Raw genomic sequence first — 17,494 nt, 5'->3', positions numbered from 1 at the left:
CAAATCGTGATCATTCCCTAAAGGCGGGCGGGCAGGCTGCCGAAGAGGTCTGTGACCCTATCTGCACGGTTCGCCCCGGCTTCATCCCCGAGTCGGCTCCGTCCCGCACCTTCCCCCCCAGGAGGCCTGGTGTCCGTTCTTCTTGAGCAGCCCGCAAGCCTGGTCGCCTACCGCCCGAACAAGCCGACGGCCATGGTCGTCGTCGCCGACCCCCGAGTCCGCTCCACCGTCACCCGCCACCTGTGGGCCCTCGGAGTCCGGGACGTCATCGAGGCGTCGTCCATCGCGGAGGCACGTCCCCGCGTCGGCAACCCGCGCGACATCTGCGTTGCCGACGTCCATCTGCCCGACGGTTCCGGGCTCACCCTGCTGTCCGAGACCCGCGCGGCGGGCTGGCCCAACGGTCTGGCCCTGTCGGCCGCCGACGACATCGGCGCCGTGCGCAACGCCCTCGCGGGCGGCGTGAAGGGCTATGTCGTCACCGGTACGCGTACGAACATCGGCCACCCCACCCGCCCCGGCGCCGCCCCCATCGGCGCCGCGGCCGCCCGTATGCACCGCCGCCCCCCGGGTTCCCCGAGCCACCCGGGCGGCTACCGAGAGCTCTCCGGGCGCGAGGTCGAGGTGCTGCGTCTGGTCGCCGAGGGCCAGTCCAACAAGGCGATCGGGGTGTCCATGGGGCTCTCCGCGCTGACCGTGAAGAGCCACCTCGCCCGGATCGCGCGCAAGCTCGGCACGGGCGACCGGGCCGGCATGGTGGCCGTCGCCCTGCGTACCGGAATCATCCACTGACCCAGGGGTCCCGCACGGCATGCTCCCCCCACAAGGCGCCGTGCGCCCCTCGCGCGCCCGTCGACGGAACGTTCCGTCGACGGGCGCGGCATATACACAAGTACCCTTGACAGGTGACCGACGCCCAAAAGACCGCAGCAGAGACAGCACTGCGAACCACCGGGGGCGCCCCCCCGGACGACGACGTCCCGGTCGATGGGCAGCCGACTCCCCTGTTGGAGCCGCGTGACGGCATTCCGCCCGTCGTAGCCACCGACGAGGAGCTCGCCGAAGTCGTCGCCGCGTTCGCGGCCGGCACCGGCCCCGTGGCCGTGGACGCGGAGCGCGCCTCCGGCTACCGGTACGGCCAGCGTGCCTACCTCGTCCAGCTCCGCCGCGAGGGCGCCGGCAGCGCGCTCATCGACCCGGTGGGCTGCCCCGACCTCTCCTCGCTCGGCGACGCCCTCGCCGACACCGAGTGGATCCTGCACGCCGCCACCCAGGACCTGCCGTGCCTGCGGGAAATAGGCATGACCCCCTCCCGGCTCTTCGACACGGAGCTCGCCGGGCGCCTCGCGGGCTTCCCGCGCGTGGGCCTGGGCGCGATGGTGGAGAGCGTCCTCGGGTACGCCCTGGAGAAGGGCCACTCCGCGGTGGACTGGTCGACCCGCCCGCTGCCCGAGCCCTGGCTGAGATACGCGGCGCTCGACGTGGAGCTCCTGGTCGACCTGCGCGACGCGCTGGAGAAGGAGCTCGACCGGCAGGGCAAGCTGGACTGGGCCCGCCAGGAGTTCGACGCGATCGCCTCGGCGCCGCCCGCACCTCCCCGCAAGGAGCCCTGGCGGCGCACCTCCGGGATGCACAAGGTCCGCCGGCGCCGTCAGATGGCCGCCGTGCGCGAGCTGTGGACCGCCCGGGACAAGGTCGCCCAGCGCCGTGACGTCTCGCCGGGCAAGGTGCTCAGCGACTCCGCGATCATCGAGGCGTCGCTGGCGCTGCCGCTCGACGTGCAGGCGCTGATGGCGCTGCCCGGGTACGGCCACCGGATGGGGCGGCGCCAGCTGGAGCAGTGGCAGGCGGCCGTCGACCGGGCGCGGGCGCTGCCGGACTCCGGGCTTCCGCAGCCCGGGCAGTCGGTCGCGGGCCCGCCGCCGCCGCGCTCGTGGGCCGACAAGGACCCGGCCGCCGCGGCCCGGCTCTCGGCGGCGCGGGCCGCGGTCTCGGAGCTGGCCGAGCAGCTGAACATGCCGCAGGAGAACCTGATCACCCCGGACACGGTCCGCCGGGTGTGCTGGGAGCCGCCGGGCGACCGCTCGGAGGCGGCGGTCGCGGAGGCGCTCACGGCGTACGGCGCCCGGCGCTGGCAGATCGAGCAGGTGACCCCGCTGCTCGCGGCGGCGCTGGCCGCCAACAGCTGAGCGGCACGGCCCTTCACGTACCCCCTGACGACCACGGTCATCAGGGGGTACGGCCATGCCGGGGCCTTTGCGGAGTGTGACCTTCGCCGCTCCTGCCGAGGGGACTGGGCAGTTTGGTTACCCGCAAGTAGCATGGCGGGGTGAGCGCGCGCTCAGGTGAGTGCGCCACGCGCAGCAGTGCCATCCCGCACCCTGGAGGAGAGCCATCGTGCCTCGTACCGTCAGGGACGTCGTCTTCGTCGACGGCGTCCGCACCCCGTTCGGCAAGGCGGGCCCGAAGGGCATCTACCACGAGACCCGGGCCGACGATCTCGTCGTCAAGGCGATCCGGGAGCTGCTGCGCCGCAACCCGGACCTGGACCCCAAGAAGATCGACGAGGTCGCCATCGCCGCGACCACGCAGATCGGTGACCAGGGTCTGACCCTGGGCCGTACGGCCGGCATCCTCGCGGGTCTGCCGCAGTCCGTGCCGGGCTACTCCATCGACCGTATGTGCGCCGGCGCGCTGACCGCCGTCACCTCGGTCGCCGGCTCGATCGCGTTCGGCGCCTACGACGCCGTCATCGCCGGTGGCGTCGAGCACATGGGCCGCCACCCCATGGGCGAGGGCGTCGACCCGAACCCGCGGTTCGTGAGCGAGAAGCTCGTCGACGAGTCGGCCCTGTTCATGGGCATGACCGCGGAGAACCTGCACGACCGCTACCCGCACATCACCAAGCAGCGCGCCGACGAGTACGCCGTGCGCTCGCAGGAGAAGGCGGCCAAGGCGTACGCGAACGGGAAGATCCAGCAGGACCTCGTCCCGATCTCGGTGCGCAACACCAACGCCGAGGTGGGCGAGACCGGCTGGGGCCTGGTCACCGCCGACGAGCCGATGCGCCCGGGCACCACGCTGGAGAGCCTGGCGGGCCTGAAGACGCCGTTCCGCGTCCACGGCAACGTCACCGCGGGCAACGCGGCCGGCCTCAACGACGGCGCCACCGCGTCGATCATCGCGTCCGAGGAGTTCGCGCGCGAGAACGGCCTGCCGGTCAAGATGCGCCTGGTCTCGTACGCCTTCGCGGGCGTCGAGCCCGAGGTGATGGGCTACGGCCCGATCCCGGCGACCGAGAAGGCGCTGGCCAAGGCCGGTCTCTCGATCGAGGACATCAACCTCTTCGAGGTCAACGAGGCCTTCGCCGTCCAGGTCCTCGCGTTCCTGGACCACTACGGCATCGCCGACGACGACGCCCGCGTCAACCAGTACGGCGGCGCCATCGCGTTCGGCCACCCGCTCGCCTCGTCCGGCGTACGCCTGATGACGCAGCTGGCGCGGCAGTTCGAGGAGCAGCCGGAGGTCCGCTACGGCCTCACCACCATGTGCGTCGGCTTCGGCATGGGCGCCACGGTCATCTGGGAGAACCCGCACCACAAGGACGCCGGAGGCAGCAAGTGAGCACCACCGCTGAGCTTTTGAAGGGTGCGGCCGAGCTGTTCCCGGACGAGGTCGTCACCTCGGCGCACGTGCGCCACCTCGACCTGCCGTTCGGCGCGGGCAAGTTCGCGCTGATCACGCTGGACAACGGCTTCGACCACACCAAGCCGACCACCTTCGGCCCCGGCTCGCTGGCGAACCTCAACGCCGCCATCGACCAGGTCGAGAAGGAGGCCGCCGAGGGCGCCATCGTCGGCGCCGGTGTCACCGGCAAGCCGTTCATCTTCGCCGTCGGCGCCGACCTCAAGGGCGTCGAGATCCTCAAGAAGCACGAGGACGCGCTCGCCATCGGCAAGAGCGGCCACGAGGTCTTCAAGCGCCTCGCCGCGCTCGCCGTGCCGACCTTCGCGTACTACAACGGCGCGGCCATGGGCGGCGGTGTCGAGGTCGGTCTGCACTGCTCGTACCGCACCGTCTCCAAGGCCATCCCGGCCTTCTCGCTGCCCGAGGTCTTCCTCGGTCTGGTCCCGGGCTGGGGCGGCTGCGCGCTGCTCCCGAACCTGATCGGCGCGGAGCGCGCGGTCTCGGTCATCATCGAGAACTCGCTGAACCAGAACCGCCAGCTCAAGGGCAAGCAGGTCTTCGAACTCGGCATCGCGGACGCGCTCTTCGAGGGTGCGGACTTCCTGGAGCAGTCGCTCATCTGGACCGCGAACGTCCTCAAGGGCGACGTCACCGTCGAGCGCCCCGAGATCGACCGCGGCGAGGCCTGGGACCAGGCCGTCGCCAAGGGCCGGTTCATCGCCGACTCCAAGGTGCACGGCGCGGCCCCGGCCGCCTACCGCGCGCTCGACATCATCGAGGCGGCCAAGGACGGCGACCTCCAGGCCGGGTTCGACGCCGAGGACAAGGCGCTCGCCGACCTGATCATGGGTGGCGAACTCCGCAGCGGCATCTACGCGTTCAACCTGGTGCAGAAGCGCGCCAAGCGTCCGGCGGGTGCGCCCGACAAGTCGCTGGCGCGTCCGGTCACCAAGGTCGGCGTGGTGGGCGCGGGCCTGATGGCCTCGCAGCTCGCGCTGCTGTTCCTGCGCCGCCTTGAGGTGCCGGTCGTGCTGACCGACATCGACCAGGAGCGCGTCGACAAGGGTGTGGGCTACGTCCACGCCGAGATCGACAAGCTGCTCGCCAAGTCCCGTATCAACCAGGACAAGGCCAACCGCCTCAAGGGCCTGGTCTCCGGTGTGCTGGACAAGGCCGAGGGCTTCTCGGACGCCGACTTCATCATCGAGGCGGTCTTCGAGGAGATCGGCGTCAAGCAGCAGGTGTTCGCGGAGGTCGAGGCGGTCGCCCCGGCGCACGCGATCCTCGCCACCAACACCTCCTCGCTGTCGGTCTCCGAGATGGCGTCCAAGCTGAAGCACCCCGAGCGGGTCGTCGGCTTCCACTTCTTCAACCCGGTCGCGATCCTCCCGCTCCTGGAGATCGTGCGCGGCGAGCAGACCGACGACGCCTCGCTGGCCACGGCCTTCGGCGTGGCGCGCAAGCTGAAGAAGACCGCGGTCCTGGTGAAGGACGCCCCGGCGTTCGTCGTCAACCGCATCCTGACCCGCTTCATGGGCGAGATCCAGAACGTCATCGACGAGGGCACCCCGGTCGAGGTCGCGGAGAAGGCGGTCGAGCCGCTGGGTCTGCCGATGTCGCCGCTGGTGCTCCTGGAGCTGGTCGGCCCGGCCATCGGTCTGCACGTCTCGGAGACGCTGAACCGTTCCTTCCCGGAGCGCTTCACGGTCTCCGCGAACCTCGCGGCCGTCGTCAAGGCCGGGAAGCGCGGCTTCTACGTGTACGACTCCGGCAAGCCGGAGCTGGACCCGGAGGTCGCCGCTCTCCTCAAGCAGGGCGACGTCGTCCTCACCGAGGAGCAGACCCGTGACCGCGTCCTGGACGCGGTGGCGCAGGAGATCGGTCTGATGCTGGAGGAGGGTGTCGTGGCCGAGGCCCAGGACATCGACCTCTGCCTCATCACCGGCGCCGGCTGGCCCTTCCACCTGGGCGGCATCACGCCGTACCTGGACCGCGAGGGCGTCTCGGAGCGCGTGAACGGGAAGAAGTTCCTGGCGCAGGGCGTGGCGAGCGTCCCGGCGTAACACCCCTCGCACAGCACACAGGAGGCCCCCCGCAGCTGCGGGGGGCCTCCTGGCGTATCAGAGGGAGCGGGCCGGCGCCCGGGTCAGACGATTCCCCACGGCTCCAGGGCCAGGCCCGGCTCGGTGGTCTTCTGACGGGTGACGCGCAGCCGTCCGTCGGTGCCGAAGGCGGCGAGGACGACCCGCCCGGAGGCGTCGGTGGCCAGCGCCGGCACACCCGCGCACACCTCACCCGTGGAGGCCCACACCGCGCCGGCCGACTCGGCCTCGGTGGGGTAGGCGGCGAGCGCGGGGCGCCCGTCCGGGCCGCGCATGGCCATCAGGGTGCAGTCGTGGCCGTCCACGGGCGTACGCAGCACGGCGACCGGGCCGCTCGCGTCACCGTCGAGCGGTACGGCGGGCAGCTCACTCCGGAAGGCGTGCACCTGGCCGCCGTCGGCCTCGCGCCAGAAGAAGGTGATCCGGCCCTCGCCGGTGTGCTGGGCGCTCACCGAGCCGTTGGCCACCTGGAGCTTGAGGTCGGGCAGCTGCTCGAACTCGCCGGCGCCCGGGCCCTTGGTCCAGCGCATCACCCCGCGCTTGGCCGGGGCCAGCACGTCGATGCGGCCCTCCTCGGCCGTGCTCGCGCAGATCGTGCCGTACGAGCCGGAGCCCGTGAGGTCCTTCCAGTTGCCCCACTTGCCGGAGGACAGCTGGCCTCGGGCGCACAGCCCGCCCCCGGCGTTGCGGACGAAGACCCACAGGTTGTCGGCGGAGTCCACGACGGCGGCCGGGTGGCCGACCTTCGCGGCCTTCTCCTGGTCGCGGTAGGGGGTGCCCAGCGGGGACCAGTCCTTCACCGGGCGGCCCGACTGGTACTGGATGGCGTGGACGATGTCCGTCCTCGCCTCTCCGGCGGGGGTCGTGGTGCGGCGCAGCGCGACCAGGTGCACATAGCCGTCGCCGCCCTGGGCGACGGTCAGGCGCGGGTCGAGGCCGGTGGCCGGGGCGACCAGCTCGGGGCCGGTCCACTCGGGGCCGCCGGGGCGCACCTCGGTCCAGCGGAGCACACCGCCCGCGCTCGGCGCGTACGCGGTCAGCCGCCCGTCCTTGCCGCGCAGCAGCCAGCCGGTGACCGCCGGGGCGCCGTCGGGCAGGGCGGGAGTGGGGACCTCGTGCTCCCGGCCCGCCTGCCCCTTCGAGGTACGCGCAGGCTTGAACGCCATGGCTCACCGACCACCTTTCCCTACCAGGTCCGCGATGAGCGGCCGGGTGCGACACACCATGAGACCCAGCGACAATAACACTCGCTCCGGGGCCCGGATTTCGCGGGATTTCCCCGGTCCGACGTGCGATTTTCCCCCGCCGCGTGGCACTCTGCCGGGATGGGGACGACCTCGCTGGTGATCGTGGACGCGGCCAATGTGGTGGGCTCGGTGCCGGACGGCTGGTGGCGCGACCGGCGCGGCGCCGCGGAGCGTCTGCGCGACCGCCTGGTGGGCTACGCCGAGACCGGTCTGCCGGGTCATCCGGGCCCCGTCGACCTGGTCCTGGTGGTCGAGGGCGCGGCCCGCGGGGTGGAGCCGGTGGCGGGCGTACGGGTGGAGAGCGCGCCCGGCAGCGGCGACGACCGGATCGTGGAGCTGGCCGCCGGGCGGGCCCCGGACCGCCCCTGCCTGGTCGTGACGGCCGACCGCGAGCTGCGCCGCCGGGTGGAGGCGCACGGGGCGCACTGCGTGGGGCCGCGGGCGGTGCGTCATCCGGCCGGGGACACCGAGGCCACCGACGGCTGAGTCCGTACGTACAGCACGGCTCCGTCGACCGTCCCGGCGAGCGGCTCGTAGTGGGCCGCCAGCAGCCGGCGCAGGCTCGGGAGGCGTTCGGGGGCGTACGGCTCGCCCCGGGAGTCGTCGACGACCAGTACGGGCGGCCGGGCGGTCAGCTCCGTGCGCAGGACCGGCCAGGAGCCCTCCACACCGTACTTCTCGCCCACCTGGGGGCCGTCGCGGCCGCCGCTGTAGTTGGTGAGGAGCCCGGCGGTCAGATAGCGGGTGGCGGGGGCGCGGCCGGAGAGCCAGTACGTCTCGGGGTGTATGCCCCACACCAGGACCGGCTCGTCCGGCGCCGAGCGCTCCCGTACGGCGGCGGCCAGCCGCTCGGCGTGGGCCAGTTCGGGGCGCGGGGCGAGCAGGCCCCAGGAGAGGAAGAGCGCGCAGGCGCAGGCGGAGGCGAGCAGCGCGGCGGTCAGCCGCTGCGGCGGCAGGATCTGCAGCGCGGCGGCGGCGAGCAGCACCAGCGGCGGGACCAGCTGGAGGTAGTAGTGGCCGAAGAAGTGGAAGCCGGCCAGGACCGCCCCGGCCGAGGAGGCGAGCCACAGCCACACGTCCGCGGCGCCGGTCCTGGCGATCCTCAGCACCCGCACCACCGGCGGGACGATTCCGGCGCAGGCGAGCGCGAGGAGTGCGGTGTTGACCAGCCCCCGGGCCAGGACGTGGAGTTCGGAGCCGGCGAAGGAGGCGTAGGCGCCGGAGCCGGTGACCGTCCAGAACAGGAACCGGGCCGGGCCGGTGAGCAGCGCGGCGAGCAGCACCGGGCCGCACAGTGCGGCGCCGGTGCGCAGCAGCGCGGCGCGGCGCGGTACGGCCGTGCGCCACATCAGCCAGAGCACGGGGACCAGGGCCGCGCCGCCGGTCTGCTTGGTGAGGAGGGCTCCGGCGACGGCGAGCCCGGCGCGGGCCCACTGGCGCCGGTCGGCGCAGCGCACGGCCGCGACCGTGAACGGCAGCATGAACACCTCGAACGTCGCCGCCTGGGTGTCCTCGGGGTTGAGGCCGATGGAGACGAGCAGGTGCAGCACGCCCGCGACCCGGCCCGCCCGGTCGCCCCAGCGGCGGCGGGCGGTGGAGGCGAGCAGCGCGGCGGTGAGCAGCTGCGCCCCGACGGCCGCGATCCGCAGCGGGCCGAGCGAGGTGTCGCCGAACACCGCGAAGGCGGCCTCGTACAGCCAGGGCAGCAGCGGTGGCTTGCGGTCGACGACCGTGTCGTACAGCGCTCCCCCGGCGGCGAGCTGGCGGGCCTGGACGGCGAGGTAGCCCTCGTCGGGGTTCCACAGGGGATGCCGGAAGGAGGGCAGCCGGGTCAGTACGGCCAGCGCGGCGAGCGCGGGCAGCAGCCGTGTCCAGTATCCGGCGCCGCGCCGGGCCACCGGCTCCGTACGCGGCCGCGGCACCCGCGATGTGCGTACGGAGTGTGACGGAGCGAGGGAGTCGGTGGGCGTACGGTGCACGAGGTGCACGCTATCCGGCCCCGCAGTTCCAGCCGAAGCGGGACATACGGGGCCGAGTCATCAACTCCGGGAACCGGCGGTCGTCACTCTACGTTGATACGGCTGTGGGAGCGGCCGTACAGGAAGTAGACGACGAAGCCGATCACCATCCAGATCCCGAACCGCAGCCAGGTCTCGGCGGGCAGATTGAGCATCAGCCACAGCGAGGCGGCCACCGACAGGATCGGCACCCAGGGCACCAGCGGGGTGCGGAAGGCGCGGTGCAGATCGGGCCGGGTGCGCCGCAGGATGATGACGCTCACCGCGACGATGACGAACGCGAAGAGGGTGCCGATGTTCACCAGCTCGGCGAGTTCGCTGAGGCTGGTGAAGCCCGCGAGGACCGCGATGAGCACGCCGAGCAGGATGGTCGGGCGGTGCGGGGTGCGGTAGCGGGGGTGGACGCGGGAGAAGAAGCGGGGCAGCAGCCCGTCCCGGCTCATCGCGAAGAACACCCGGGTCTGGCCGAGCAGCAGGATCATGCAGACCGTGGTGAGGCCCACGGCGGCGCCGAAGCTGATGACACCCCCGAAGAACGGGTGGCCGGTGGCCTTGAAGGCGTCGGCGAGCGGGGCGTCGATGGAGAGCTCGGTGTAGTGCTGCATGCCGGTGACGACGATCGAGACGGCGACGTACAGGGCAGTGCAGATGAAGAGCGAGCCGAGGATGCCGCGCGGCATGTCCCGCTGCGGGTTCTTGGTCTCCTCGGCGGCGGTCGCCACGATGTCGAAGCCGATGAAGGCGAAGAAGACGACGGAGGCGGCGGTGAAGATGCCCATCACACCGAAGTTGGTGGGCGCGTACCCCGACATCAGCTCGATCAGCGGCGCCTGGAGGTTGCCCCCCGCTTCCTGCGGCTGCGCCTTCGGGATGAACGGCTTGTAGTTCTCGGACTTGATGAAGAAGGCTCCCGCGATGATCACGATCAGGACGACGGTGACCTTGATGGCCACGACGACCGAGGTGACGCGTGCGGAAAGCTTCATGCCGAAGACCAGGATGGCGGTCAGTACCAGGACGAGGGCGGCGGCGAGGATGTCGAAGCCGAAGCCGTCGGCGCCCTCGCGCCCGGACAGCGAGTCCGGTAGGTGCCAGCCCGCGTTGTCCATCAGCGAGCGTACGTACCCCGACCAGCCGACGGCGACCACGGCGGTGCCGAGGGCGAACTCCAGGACCAGGTCCCAGCCGATGGTCCAGGCGGGGAGCTCGCCGAGCGAGGCGTACGAGAACGTGTAGGCGGACCCGGCGACCGGGACCGTGGAGGCGAACTCCGCGTAGCAGAGCGCCGCCAGCGCGCAGACGACACCGGCGGCCACGAACGCGAGGGAGACCGCCGGTCCCGCGTTCTCCTTGGCGACCTTGCCCGTGAGGACGAAGATGCCGGTGCCGATGATGACACCGACCCCGAAGACCGTCAGATCGAGTACCGACAGCGACTTCTTGAGCGCGTGTTCCGGCTCCTCCGTGTCCGCGATGGACTTCTCAATTGATTTGGTCCGAAACAGTCCGGTACCAGCCACCTTGTGCACCTCCGCTAGCTCATGTCCCCGTCATGATCGGGACGAGACGCGGTACGGGTACCGGGTGGCGGCCGTAATTCACGCGATTGGGCCGGTCCAACCACCCGTACAGGGCGATCGAACCGGCCCGTTGACCGGTGCGCAAGCCGGTGGAGGCCGCGCGTCAAAGCCGGTGGAGGCCGCGCGTCATAAGACGCGCGTCGAAGGTGTCAGTCGCGCGCGGGCTCCACGGCGCTCTCGCTCTCCAGGCCGCCGAGCCTGGCGACCAGGCCGGTGACCTGACGTGCGATGTCCGGCGCGGTCAGCCCGATCTCGGCCATGACCTCCTTGCGGGAGGCGTGGTCCAGGAAGCGCGGCGGGATGCCGAAGTCGCGCAGCGGCACATCGACGCCCGCGTCGCGCAGTGCCTGGGCGACGGCCGAGCCGACACCGCCGACGCGGCTGTTGTCCTCGACGGTGACGACCACGCGGTGGGTCTCGGCGAGCGGCGCCAGCGCCTCGTCGACCGGCTTGACCCAGCGCGGGTCGACCACGGTCGTCGAGATGCCCTGGGCGTCGAGCAGGTCGGCGATCTCCAGGCACATCGGGGCGAGCGCGCCGACCGAGACCAGGAGCACGTCGGGGCGCTCCGCGTCGGCCTCGCGCAGCACGTCCATGCCGCCGATCCGGCCGACCGCCTGGACGGCGGGGCCGACCGCGCCCTTGGAGAAGCGCACGACGGTCGGGGCGTCCTCGACCGCCACGGCCTCACGGAGCTGCGCGCGCACCTGGTCGGCGTCGCGCGGGGCCGCGATCCGCAGGTCGGGGACGACCTGGAGGATCGACATGTCCCACATGCCGTTGTGCGAGGCGCCGTCCGTGCCGGTGACCCCGGCCCGGTCCAGGACGAAGGTCACCCCGCACTTGTGCAGGGCGACGTCCATCAGGACCTGGTCGAAGGCACGGTTGAGGAAGGTGGCGTAGACGGCGAAGACGGGGTGCAGCCCGCCGGTGGCCAGGCCCGCCGCGGAGACCGCGGCGTGCTGCTCGGCGATGCCCACGTCGTAGACCCGCTCGGGGAAGGCCTTGGCGAACTTGTCGAGGCCGACCGGCTGGAGCATGGCCGCGGTGATCGCGACGATGTCCTCGCGCTCCTTGCCGAGCTTGACCATCTCCTCGCCGAAGACCGAGGTCCAGTCCAGGCCCGAGGTGGAGACCGGCAGTCCGGTGTCCGGGTGGATCTTGCCGACGGCGTGGAAGCGGTCGGCCTCGTCCGCCAGGGCGGGCTGGTAGCCGCGGCCCTTCTCGGTGAGGCAGTGCACGATGACCGGGCCGCCGAAGCGCTTGGCGCGCGTCAGGGCGGACTCCAGGGCCTCGATGTCGTGGCCGTCGATCGGGCCGACGTACTTCAGGCCGAGGTCCTCGAACATGCCCTGCGGGGCGATGAAGTCCTTGAGGCCCTTCTTGGCGCCGTGCAGCGTCTCGTAGAGCGGCTTGCCGACGACCGGGGTGCGCTCCAGGAGGTCCTTGCCCTTGGCCAGGAAGCGCTCGTAGCCGTCGGTGGTGCGCAGGGTCGCCAGGTGGTTGGCGAGGCCGCCGATGGTCGGCGCGTACGAGCGCTCGTTGTCGTTGACCACGATGACCAGCGGGCGGTCCTTGGCGGCGGCGATGTTGTTCAGCGCCTCCCAGGCCATGCCGCCGGTGAGCGCGCCGTCGCCGATGACCGCGACGACATGGGCGTCCCGCTTCAGGACCTCGTTGGCCTTGGCCAGGCCGTCGCCCCAGCCCAGCACGGTGGAGGCGTGGCTGTTCTCGATGAAGTCGTGCTCGGACTCGGCGCGGGCCGGGTAGCCGGAGAGCCCGCCCTTCATCTTCAGCTTGGAGAAGTCCTGGCGGCCGGTGAGGAGCTTGTGCACATAGCTCTGGTGGCCGGTGTCCCACAGGACCTTGTCCTTGGGCGACTCGAAGACGCGGTGCAGCGCGATGGTGAGCTCCACGACACCCAGGTTGGGGCCGAGGTGCCCGCCGGTCTTGGAGACCGCGTCCACGAGAAAGGTCCGGATCTCAGCGGCCAGCTGGTCCAGCTGCTCCGGGCTGAGCCGGTCGAGATCGCGCGGTCCCCTGATACGGGTAAGCAGCGGCACCCGTGCCTCCTTGCATCCGTGCTGGTCGAGCATGCCGATTCCGCCGAGTCTAATGTTCCGTTCGCGACGGCGGTCATCGGGCGGTGCGTTCGGCGTCACGCGAATGGCTGACATCCGCGCACGCGTACGGACGTGCCCGGCGCCGCCGAGGGCACCGGGCACGTCCGTGGTCCGTCCGTGGGGTCCCCCCTTGCCCCGCAAGGGGTGTCGGGGGGTTCGGGCCGCGGGTCAGGCGCGACCTGCGGACTTCTGGGTCTTGCGGGTGACCGCGTCGATCACGACGGTCGCGAGCAGTACGCCACCCGTGATCATGTACTGGATCGGCGAGGCGATGCCCTGCAGAGCCAGGCCGTACTGGATCGAGGTGATCACCAGCACACCGAGCAGCGCGTTCCAGGTGCGGCCGCGGCCGCCGAAGAGGCTGGTGCCGCCGATGACGGCCGCCGCGATGGCGTTCATCAGGAGCTCGCCGCTGCCCGCGCCCTGGTTGGCCGCGGTGATCTTCGAGGCGAGGAAGAGACCGCCGATGGCCGCGAAGGTGCCGGAGATCGCGTAGATGGAGGTGCGGACCATCACCACGTTGATGCCGGCCCGGCGGGAGGCCTCGATGGAGCCGCCGAGCGCGAAGACCTTGCGGCCGTACGCGGTGCGCCGCAGCACGAAGTCGGTGAGCACCAGGACCGCCAGGAAGAGCACCACCGCGAGCGGGAGGCCCTTGTACTGGTTGTAGACGGCGGCGACGCCGAACGCGGGGATCGCGAGGAGCACCGTGCGCAGCACGATCTCGCTGAACGGGCGGGACGGCACCCCGGCCGCCTCGCGGCGCCGGCTGTCCATGAGCGAGGTGAGGAAGAACGCCACCACCGCGATGACGGCCAGGCCGTAGGCGGCCGCCACATCGGTGAAGTAGTAGCTGGTCAGCTTGGCTACCAGGCCTTCGGAGTCCAGGTTGATCGTGCCGTTGCTGCCGAGCACCTGGAGCATGAAGCCGTTCCAGAACAGCAGACCGGCCAGGGTCACGGCGAACGCGGGGACGCCGATCTTGGCGAAGACGAAGCCGTGGATGGCACCGGCGACCGTACCGGTGAGGATCGCCAGGACCAGGGCGAGCCACTCGGCCATGCCGTGGGTGACGTTGAGCACCGCGAAGGTGGCGCCCGCGACACCGCTGACCGAGCCGACCGAGAGGTCGATCTCGCCGAGCAGCAGCACGAAGACGATGCCGGTGGCGATCATGCCCGTACCGACCATGGCGACCGAGATGTCGGAGAGGTTGCCGGCGGTCAGGAAGTTCGAGTTCAGGCTCTGGAAGATCGCCATGATGACGATCAGGCCGACGACGACCGGCAGCGACCCGAGGTCGCCCGCCTTCATCTTGCGCTTGAACTCGGACAGGTAGCCCGCGAAGCCCTGCTCACGCACCAGCAGGCGCGGGTCGACGGCGGTGACCGCCTCGCCCGCGGCCGGCGGCGCGTCCACGGGGGCCTCGTGCGGCTTGTCGAGGTGGATGGGCGCGGTCGGGTCGGCCGCCGCGGCCTTGTCCACGGGGGAGGTCTTGTCGGTGCTCACTTCTGAACCTCCGCGTTGCGCGCCGCACGACGGGTCACGGCGTTGTCCGTGGCGCCGGTGATGGCGGAGATGATCTCTTCCTGCGAGGTGGTCTTGACCTCGAAGACGCCGTTGTTGCGGCCGAGGCGCAGTACGGCGACCTTGTCCGCGACGGCCTTCACATCGGCCATGTTGTGGCTGATGAGGATGACCGCGTGGCCGCGCTCGCGCAGCCGCTCGACCAGGTCGAGGACCTGGGCGGTCTGCTCGACGCCGAGGGCCGCGGTCGGCTCGTCGAGGATGACGAGCTTGGGCTCGCCGAGCATCGAACGGGCGATCGCGACCGTCTGGCGCTGGCCTCCGGAGAGCGACGCGATCGGGATGCGGACGCTCGGGATGCGGATCGACAGCGTGGTGAGCAGCTCGCGCGAGCGGCGCTCCATCTCGACCTCGTCGAGGATGCCGCGCTTGCGCAGCTCCCGGCCGAGGTAGAGGTTGCCGACGACGTCGATGTTGTCGCAGAGCGCGAGGTCCTGGTAGACGGTCGCGATGCCGAGCGCCTGGGCGTCGTGCGGCTTGTTGATCTGTACGCCGCGGCCCTCCCACTCGATGACGCCGTCATCGATGGGGTGCACCCCTGCGATCGTCTTGACCAGCGTGGACTTTCCGGCTCCGTTGTCGCCCACCAGGGCGACCACCTCACCGGCGTGGACCTCAAGCTCTACGTCGGTGAGCGCCTGAACGGCACCGAACCGCTTGGAGACCCCGCGCAACGCCAGCACGGGCGTAGCGGACACGTGAACCATCTCCTTCGCCGCCTGACCGGCGGGGATGCCGCGCCCGAGGAGAGGGGCGCGGAGGTTTGAGCAGAAGAGAACGAGGAGGAGAAGCGTTTCCGTCCGGCGCCCCGCCCGATAGCGGGGGCTGAGAAGGAGGGCGGGGCGCCGGAGGCTGTCGGGCGGGAACGGGGAGCGCCTGAGCAGGCGCAGGGTGTCGGGGTCGTTGTCCAGGAGGCGCTCCACCAGGGGGCCGAACCACGGCCGCGCGTAGCCCGGGGAGAGACCGGCGAACCACATCAGCCAGTCGAGCCGCAGATGGTACGGCGCGAACTGGCGCGGCCAGTGCCGAAGATCCCCGGGCTTGCCCCTGAACTCGTACTCCCGCCAGTCGGAGTCGGCGAGCGGGAGCGGGTCCGCCGTCCCCTCGATGACGACTTCGAGCCGCAGCCGGCTGACGCTGCCGAACGCGCCGTAGGTGTTGACCAGGTGCAGCGGGTCGAAGGAGTAGTTCATGATCTGCCCGCGCGAGAGCAGGTTGCGGGCCGGGCGGTAGCTCAGGAAGAGCAGGAACGCGGCGACGGCGAGGACCACGACCTCGTACCAGAGCGGGGTGGCCGGGAAGTGCCGGGCGCCGGTGAGCGGGGAGAAGTCGACGGCCGTGAGGGCCAGGGCGACCGTCGTCCAGTTCAGCCAGGAGAAGTTGCCGGACAGGATCAGCCATAGCTGGGTGAGGACCATCAGCGAGGCGGCCGCCGTGGCGATCGGCTGCGGGGCGAACAGCAGTACGGGGACGGCCAGTTGGGTGACGTGGTTGGCGGCGGCCTCCGCTCGGTGGAACGGCTTCGGCAGATGGTGGAAGAACCAGCTCAGCGGGCCGGGCATGGGCTGGGTCTCATGGTGGTAGTAGAGGCAGGTCAGCTTGCGCCAGCACTCGTCGCCGCGCATCTTGATGAGCCCCGCCCCGAACTCGACGCGGAACAGCGCCCAGCGCATCAGGAACAGCACGACGACCGGCGGCGCGACCTCGTCGTTGCCCAGGAACACCGCGAGGAACCCGACCTCCAGGAGCAGTGACTCCCAGCCGAAGGCGTACCAGGTCTGTCCCACGTTCACGATCGACAGATACAGCGCCCAGGGCAGCAGCCACAGCAGCATCGCGCCCCACAGCGGCACCCGGGCGTCGACCCCGGCCAGCAGCCCCGCCGAGACCAGGACGCCGGTCCAGGACCAGCCGGCGAAGAAGCGGTCCGAGTAGCGGAAGTGGAAGACGCTCGGGGCCCGGCGGAACGGCACCCGCTCGACGTACCAGGGGACCGGGAGCATGCCGCGCTCGCCGATCAGGGCCCGGAACTGCAGGGCCGCGCCGAGGAACGCGACCAGGTAGATCGCGGCGAGCGTCCGCTGGAAGACCAGCCGGCTCAGCCAGTAGTCGGGTGCGACGAACCACTCCACGGTTTCATTGTGACGCTGAGTGACGCGGGTGGCCTGCGGGGCGGGGGTGATCGGGTGTACGGCTCGCTGAACGCCGCTCCGGGGACGGCTGAACGTGACGCCTCGCGCGGTTCGGCCGGGTCGGGGATCGTGAGGGCATGGAAGGCGGGCACACCGGGGCGGAGCGGCGCTTCGACATCTGGGCGGCCGGGACCGCCTACGAGCGGTACATGGGCCGCTGGAGCCGCACGGTCGCCGAGCGGTTCGTGGCGTGGCTGGACCGCCCCGACGGGCTGCGATGGCTGGACGTGGGCTGCGGTACCGGGGCGCTGACCGCGACCGTGGCCGCCCGGTGCGGACCGGCCGCGCTCCTCGGGGTGGACCGCTCCGCCGGGTTCGCGGCCTCGGCGCGCGGGCTGCTCGCCGCGCTCCACGCCCCCGGGGACGCCGCACGGGCGCGGTTCGCCGTGGCGGACGCCCGGGCGCTGCCGGTGCCGGACGCCTCCTGCGACGTCGCGGTCAGCGGGCTCGTGCTGAACTTCCTGCCCGGGCCCGCGTCGGCCGTCGCCGAGGCGGTGCGGGTGGTGCGGCCCGGTGGAACGGTGGCGGCGTACGTCTGGGACTACGCGGACGGGATGCGACTGCTGCGCCACTTCTGGGACACCGCCCTCGCCCTGGACCCGGCGGCGGCCACGCTGCACGAGGGCCGTCGGTTCCCGCTGTGCCGCCCGGATCCGCTGCGGGAGCTCTGGCGGGGCGCGGGGCTCGTCGACGTGGCGGTGGACGGGATCGGGGTGGACACCGTCTTCACCGGCTTCGCCGATCTGTGGGAGCCCTTCCTGAGCGGGCAGGGCCCGGCCCCCGGCTATGTGGCCGCGCTGACACCGGCCGCCCGCGACCGGCTGCGCACGGCGCTGCGCCAAGCCGTGCCGACACGGCCGGACGGCTCGATCGCCCTCACGGCCCGCGCCTGGGCGGTACGGGGCCGAAGGCCCGCCGGGGACGCGGCCGTTCAGCTGTGACACGCGGCGGCACGCTC

Annotated in this window: 11 protein-coding genes and 2 pseudogenes; 6 read left to right on the top strand and 7 right to left on the bottom strand. The window is 71.7% G+C overall.

The features are described 5' to 3' along the window. Positions 1-129 precede the first annotated feature (129 nt). From A8W25_RS25930 to A8W25_RS25915, 4 genes are all read left to right on the top strand, one after another. Positions 130-792 carry a helix-turn-helix transcriptional regulator gene (locus A8W25_RS25930; RefSeq protein WP_067165591.1) on the top strand — a complete coding sequence of 221 codons (663 nt, stop codon included), beginning with the start codon at positions 130-132 and terminating at the stop codon, positions 790-792. 113 nt (positions 793-905) lie between these two features. Then, the gene (locus tag A8W25_RS25925) at positions 906-2,189 is read left to right on the top strand and encodes an HRDC domain-containing protein (RefSeq protein WP_067165589.1); all 1,284 of its coding nucleotides are present in this window, start codon (positions 906-908) and stop codon (positions 2,187-2,189) included. 208 nt (positions 2,190-2,397) lie between these two features. Continuing rightward, positions 2,398-3,624, top strand: a complete 1,227-nt coding sequence (locus A8W25_RS25920; protein ID WP_067165587.1) for a thiolase family protein — start codon at positions 2,398-2,400, stop codon at positions 3,622-3,624. Then, positions 3,621-5,750, top strand: a complete 2,130-nt coding sequence (locus A8W25_RS25915) for a 3-hydroxyacyl-CoA dehydrogenase NAD-binding domain-containing protein (protein ID WP_067165584.1) — start codon at positions 3,621-3,623, stop codon at positions 5,748-5,750. The genes A8W25_RS25920 and A8W25_RS25915 overlap by 4 nt, the downstream gene beginning before the upstream one ends. A gap of 83 nt (positions 5,751-5,833) precedes the next feature. Here the strand turns inward: A8W25_RS25915 and A8W25_RS25910 are convergent, their stop codons facing one another. Beyond that, entirely contained in the window at positions 5,834-6,955 is a 1,122-nt protein-coding gene (locus A8W25_RS25910; RefSeq protein ID WP_234386580.1) for a hypothetical protein, read from the bottom strand. A gap of 159 nt (positions 6,956-7,114) precedes the next feature. On the opposite strand from A8W25_RS25910, the gene A8W25_RS25905 reads away from it, so the two are divergent. Next, positions 7,115-7,522: an NTP pyrophosphohydrolase gene (locus tag A8W25_RS25905; protein WP_067165583.1), complete on the top strand. Its 408-nt coding sequence runs from the start codon at positions 7,115-7,117 to the stop codon at positions 7,520-7,522. Here A8W25_RS25905 and A8W25_RS25900 read toward each other — a convergent pair. The 6 genes and pseudogenes from A8W25_RS25900 to A8W25_RS35140 form a co-directional block, all read right to left on the bottom strand. Beyond that, the gene (locus A8W25_RS25900) at positions 7,486-8,958 is read right to left on the bottom strand and encodes an ArnT family glycosyltransferase (protein WP_067167231.1); all 1,473 of its coding nucleotides are present in this window, start codon (positions 8,956-8,958) and stop codon (positions 7,486-7,488) included. The genes A8W25_RS25905 and A8W25_RS25900 overlap by 37 nt on opposite strands. Before the next feature lie 140 nt (positions 8,959-9,098). Continuing rightward, entirely contained in the window at positions 9,099-10,574 is a 1,476-nt protein-coding gene (locus A8W25_RS25895; RefSeq protein WP_067167228.1) for an amino acid permease, read from the bottom strand. Between the two features lie 209 nt (positions 10,575-10,783). Beyond that, positions 10,784-12,697 (bottom strand): 1-deoxy-D-xylulose-5-phosphate synthase, encoded by a 1,914-nt coding sequence (gene dxs, locus A8W25_RS25890; RefSeq protein ID WP_067167226.1) that lies wholly within the window; start codon positions 12,695-12,697, stop codon positions 10,784-10,786. Between the two features lie 228 nt (positions 12,698-12,925). Next, on the bottom strand, positions 12,926-14,266 hold the full coding sequence (locus tag A8W25_RS25885; protein WP_107470792.1) for an ABC transporter permease subunit: 1,341 nt from the start codon (positions 14,264-14,266) through the stop codon (positions 12,926-12,928). Further along, positions 14,263-14,967 (bottom strand): annotated as a pseudogene (locus A8W25_RS35145) (ATP-binding cassette domain-containing protein); the annotation flags it as partial. The gene A8W25_RS25885 and the pseudogene A8W25_RS35145, both read right to left, overlap by 4 nt. A 189-nt stretch (positions 14,968-15,156) precedes the next feature. Then, a pseudogene (locus tag A8W25_RS35140) lies at positions 15,157-16,476 on the bottom strand (lipase maturation factor family protein); the annotation flags it as partial. A 137-nt stretch (positions 16,477-16,613) separates the two neighbouring features. Here A8W25_RS35140 and A8W25_RS25875 point away from each other — a divergent pair. Continuing rightward, entirely contained in the window at positions 16,614-17,477 is an 864-nt protein-coding gene (locus A8W25_RS25875; protein WP_067165580.1) for a class I SAM-dependent methyltransferase, read from the top strand. The last annotated feature ends 17 nt before the right edge of the window (positions 17,478-17,494 follow it).

The organism is Streptomyces sp. ERV7 (assembly GCF_001653515.1).
GTDB lineage: Bacteria > Actinomycetota > Actinomycetes > Streptomycetales > Streptomycetaceae > Streptomyces.
The sequence above is the reverse complement of the archived record's forward strand: the minus strand, read 5'-3'. Positions and strand labels throughout refer to the sequence as shown.

Excerpts from the sequence above, each read along its gene's own strand:
- A8W25_RS25905 (WP_067165583.1), top strand. The coding sequence starts at position 7,115 with ATGGGGACGACCTCGCTGGTGATCGTGGACGCGGCCAATGTGGTGGGC.
- A8W25_RS25875 (WP_067165580.1), top strand. The coding sequence starts at position 16,614 with ATGGAAGGCGGGCACACCGGGGCGGAGCGGCGCTTCGACATCTGGGCG.
- A8W25_RS25910 (WP_234386580.1), bottom strand. The coding sequence starts at position 6,955 with ATGGCGTTCAAGCCTGCGCGTACCTCGAAGGGGCAGGCGGGCCGGGAG.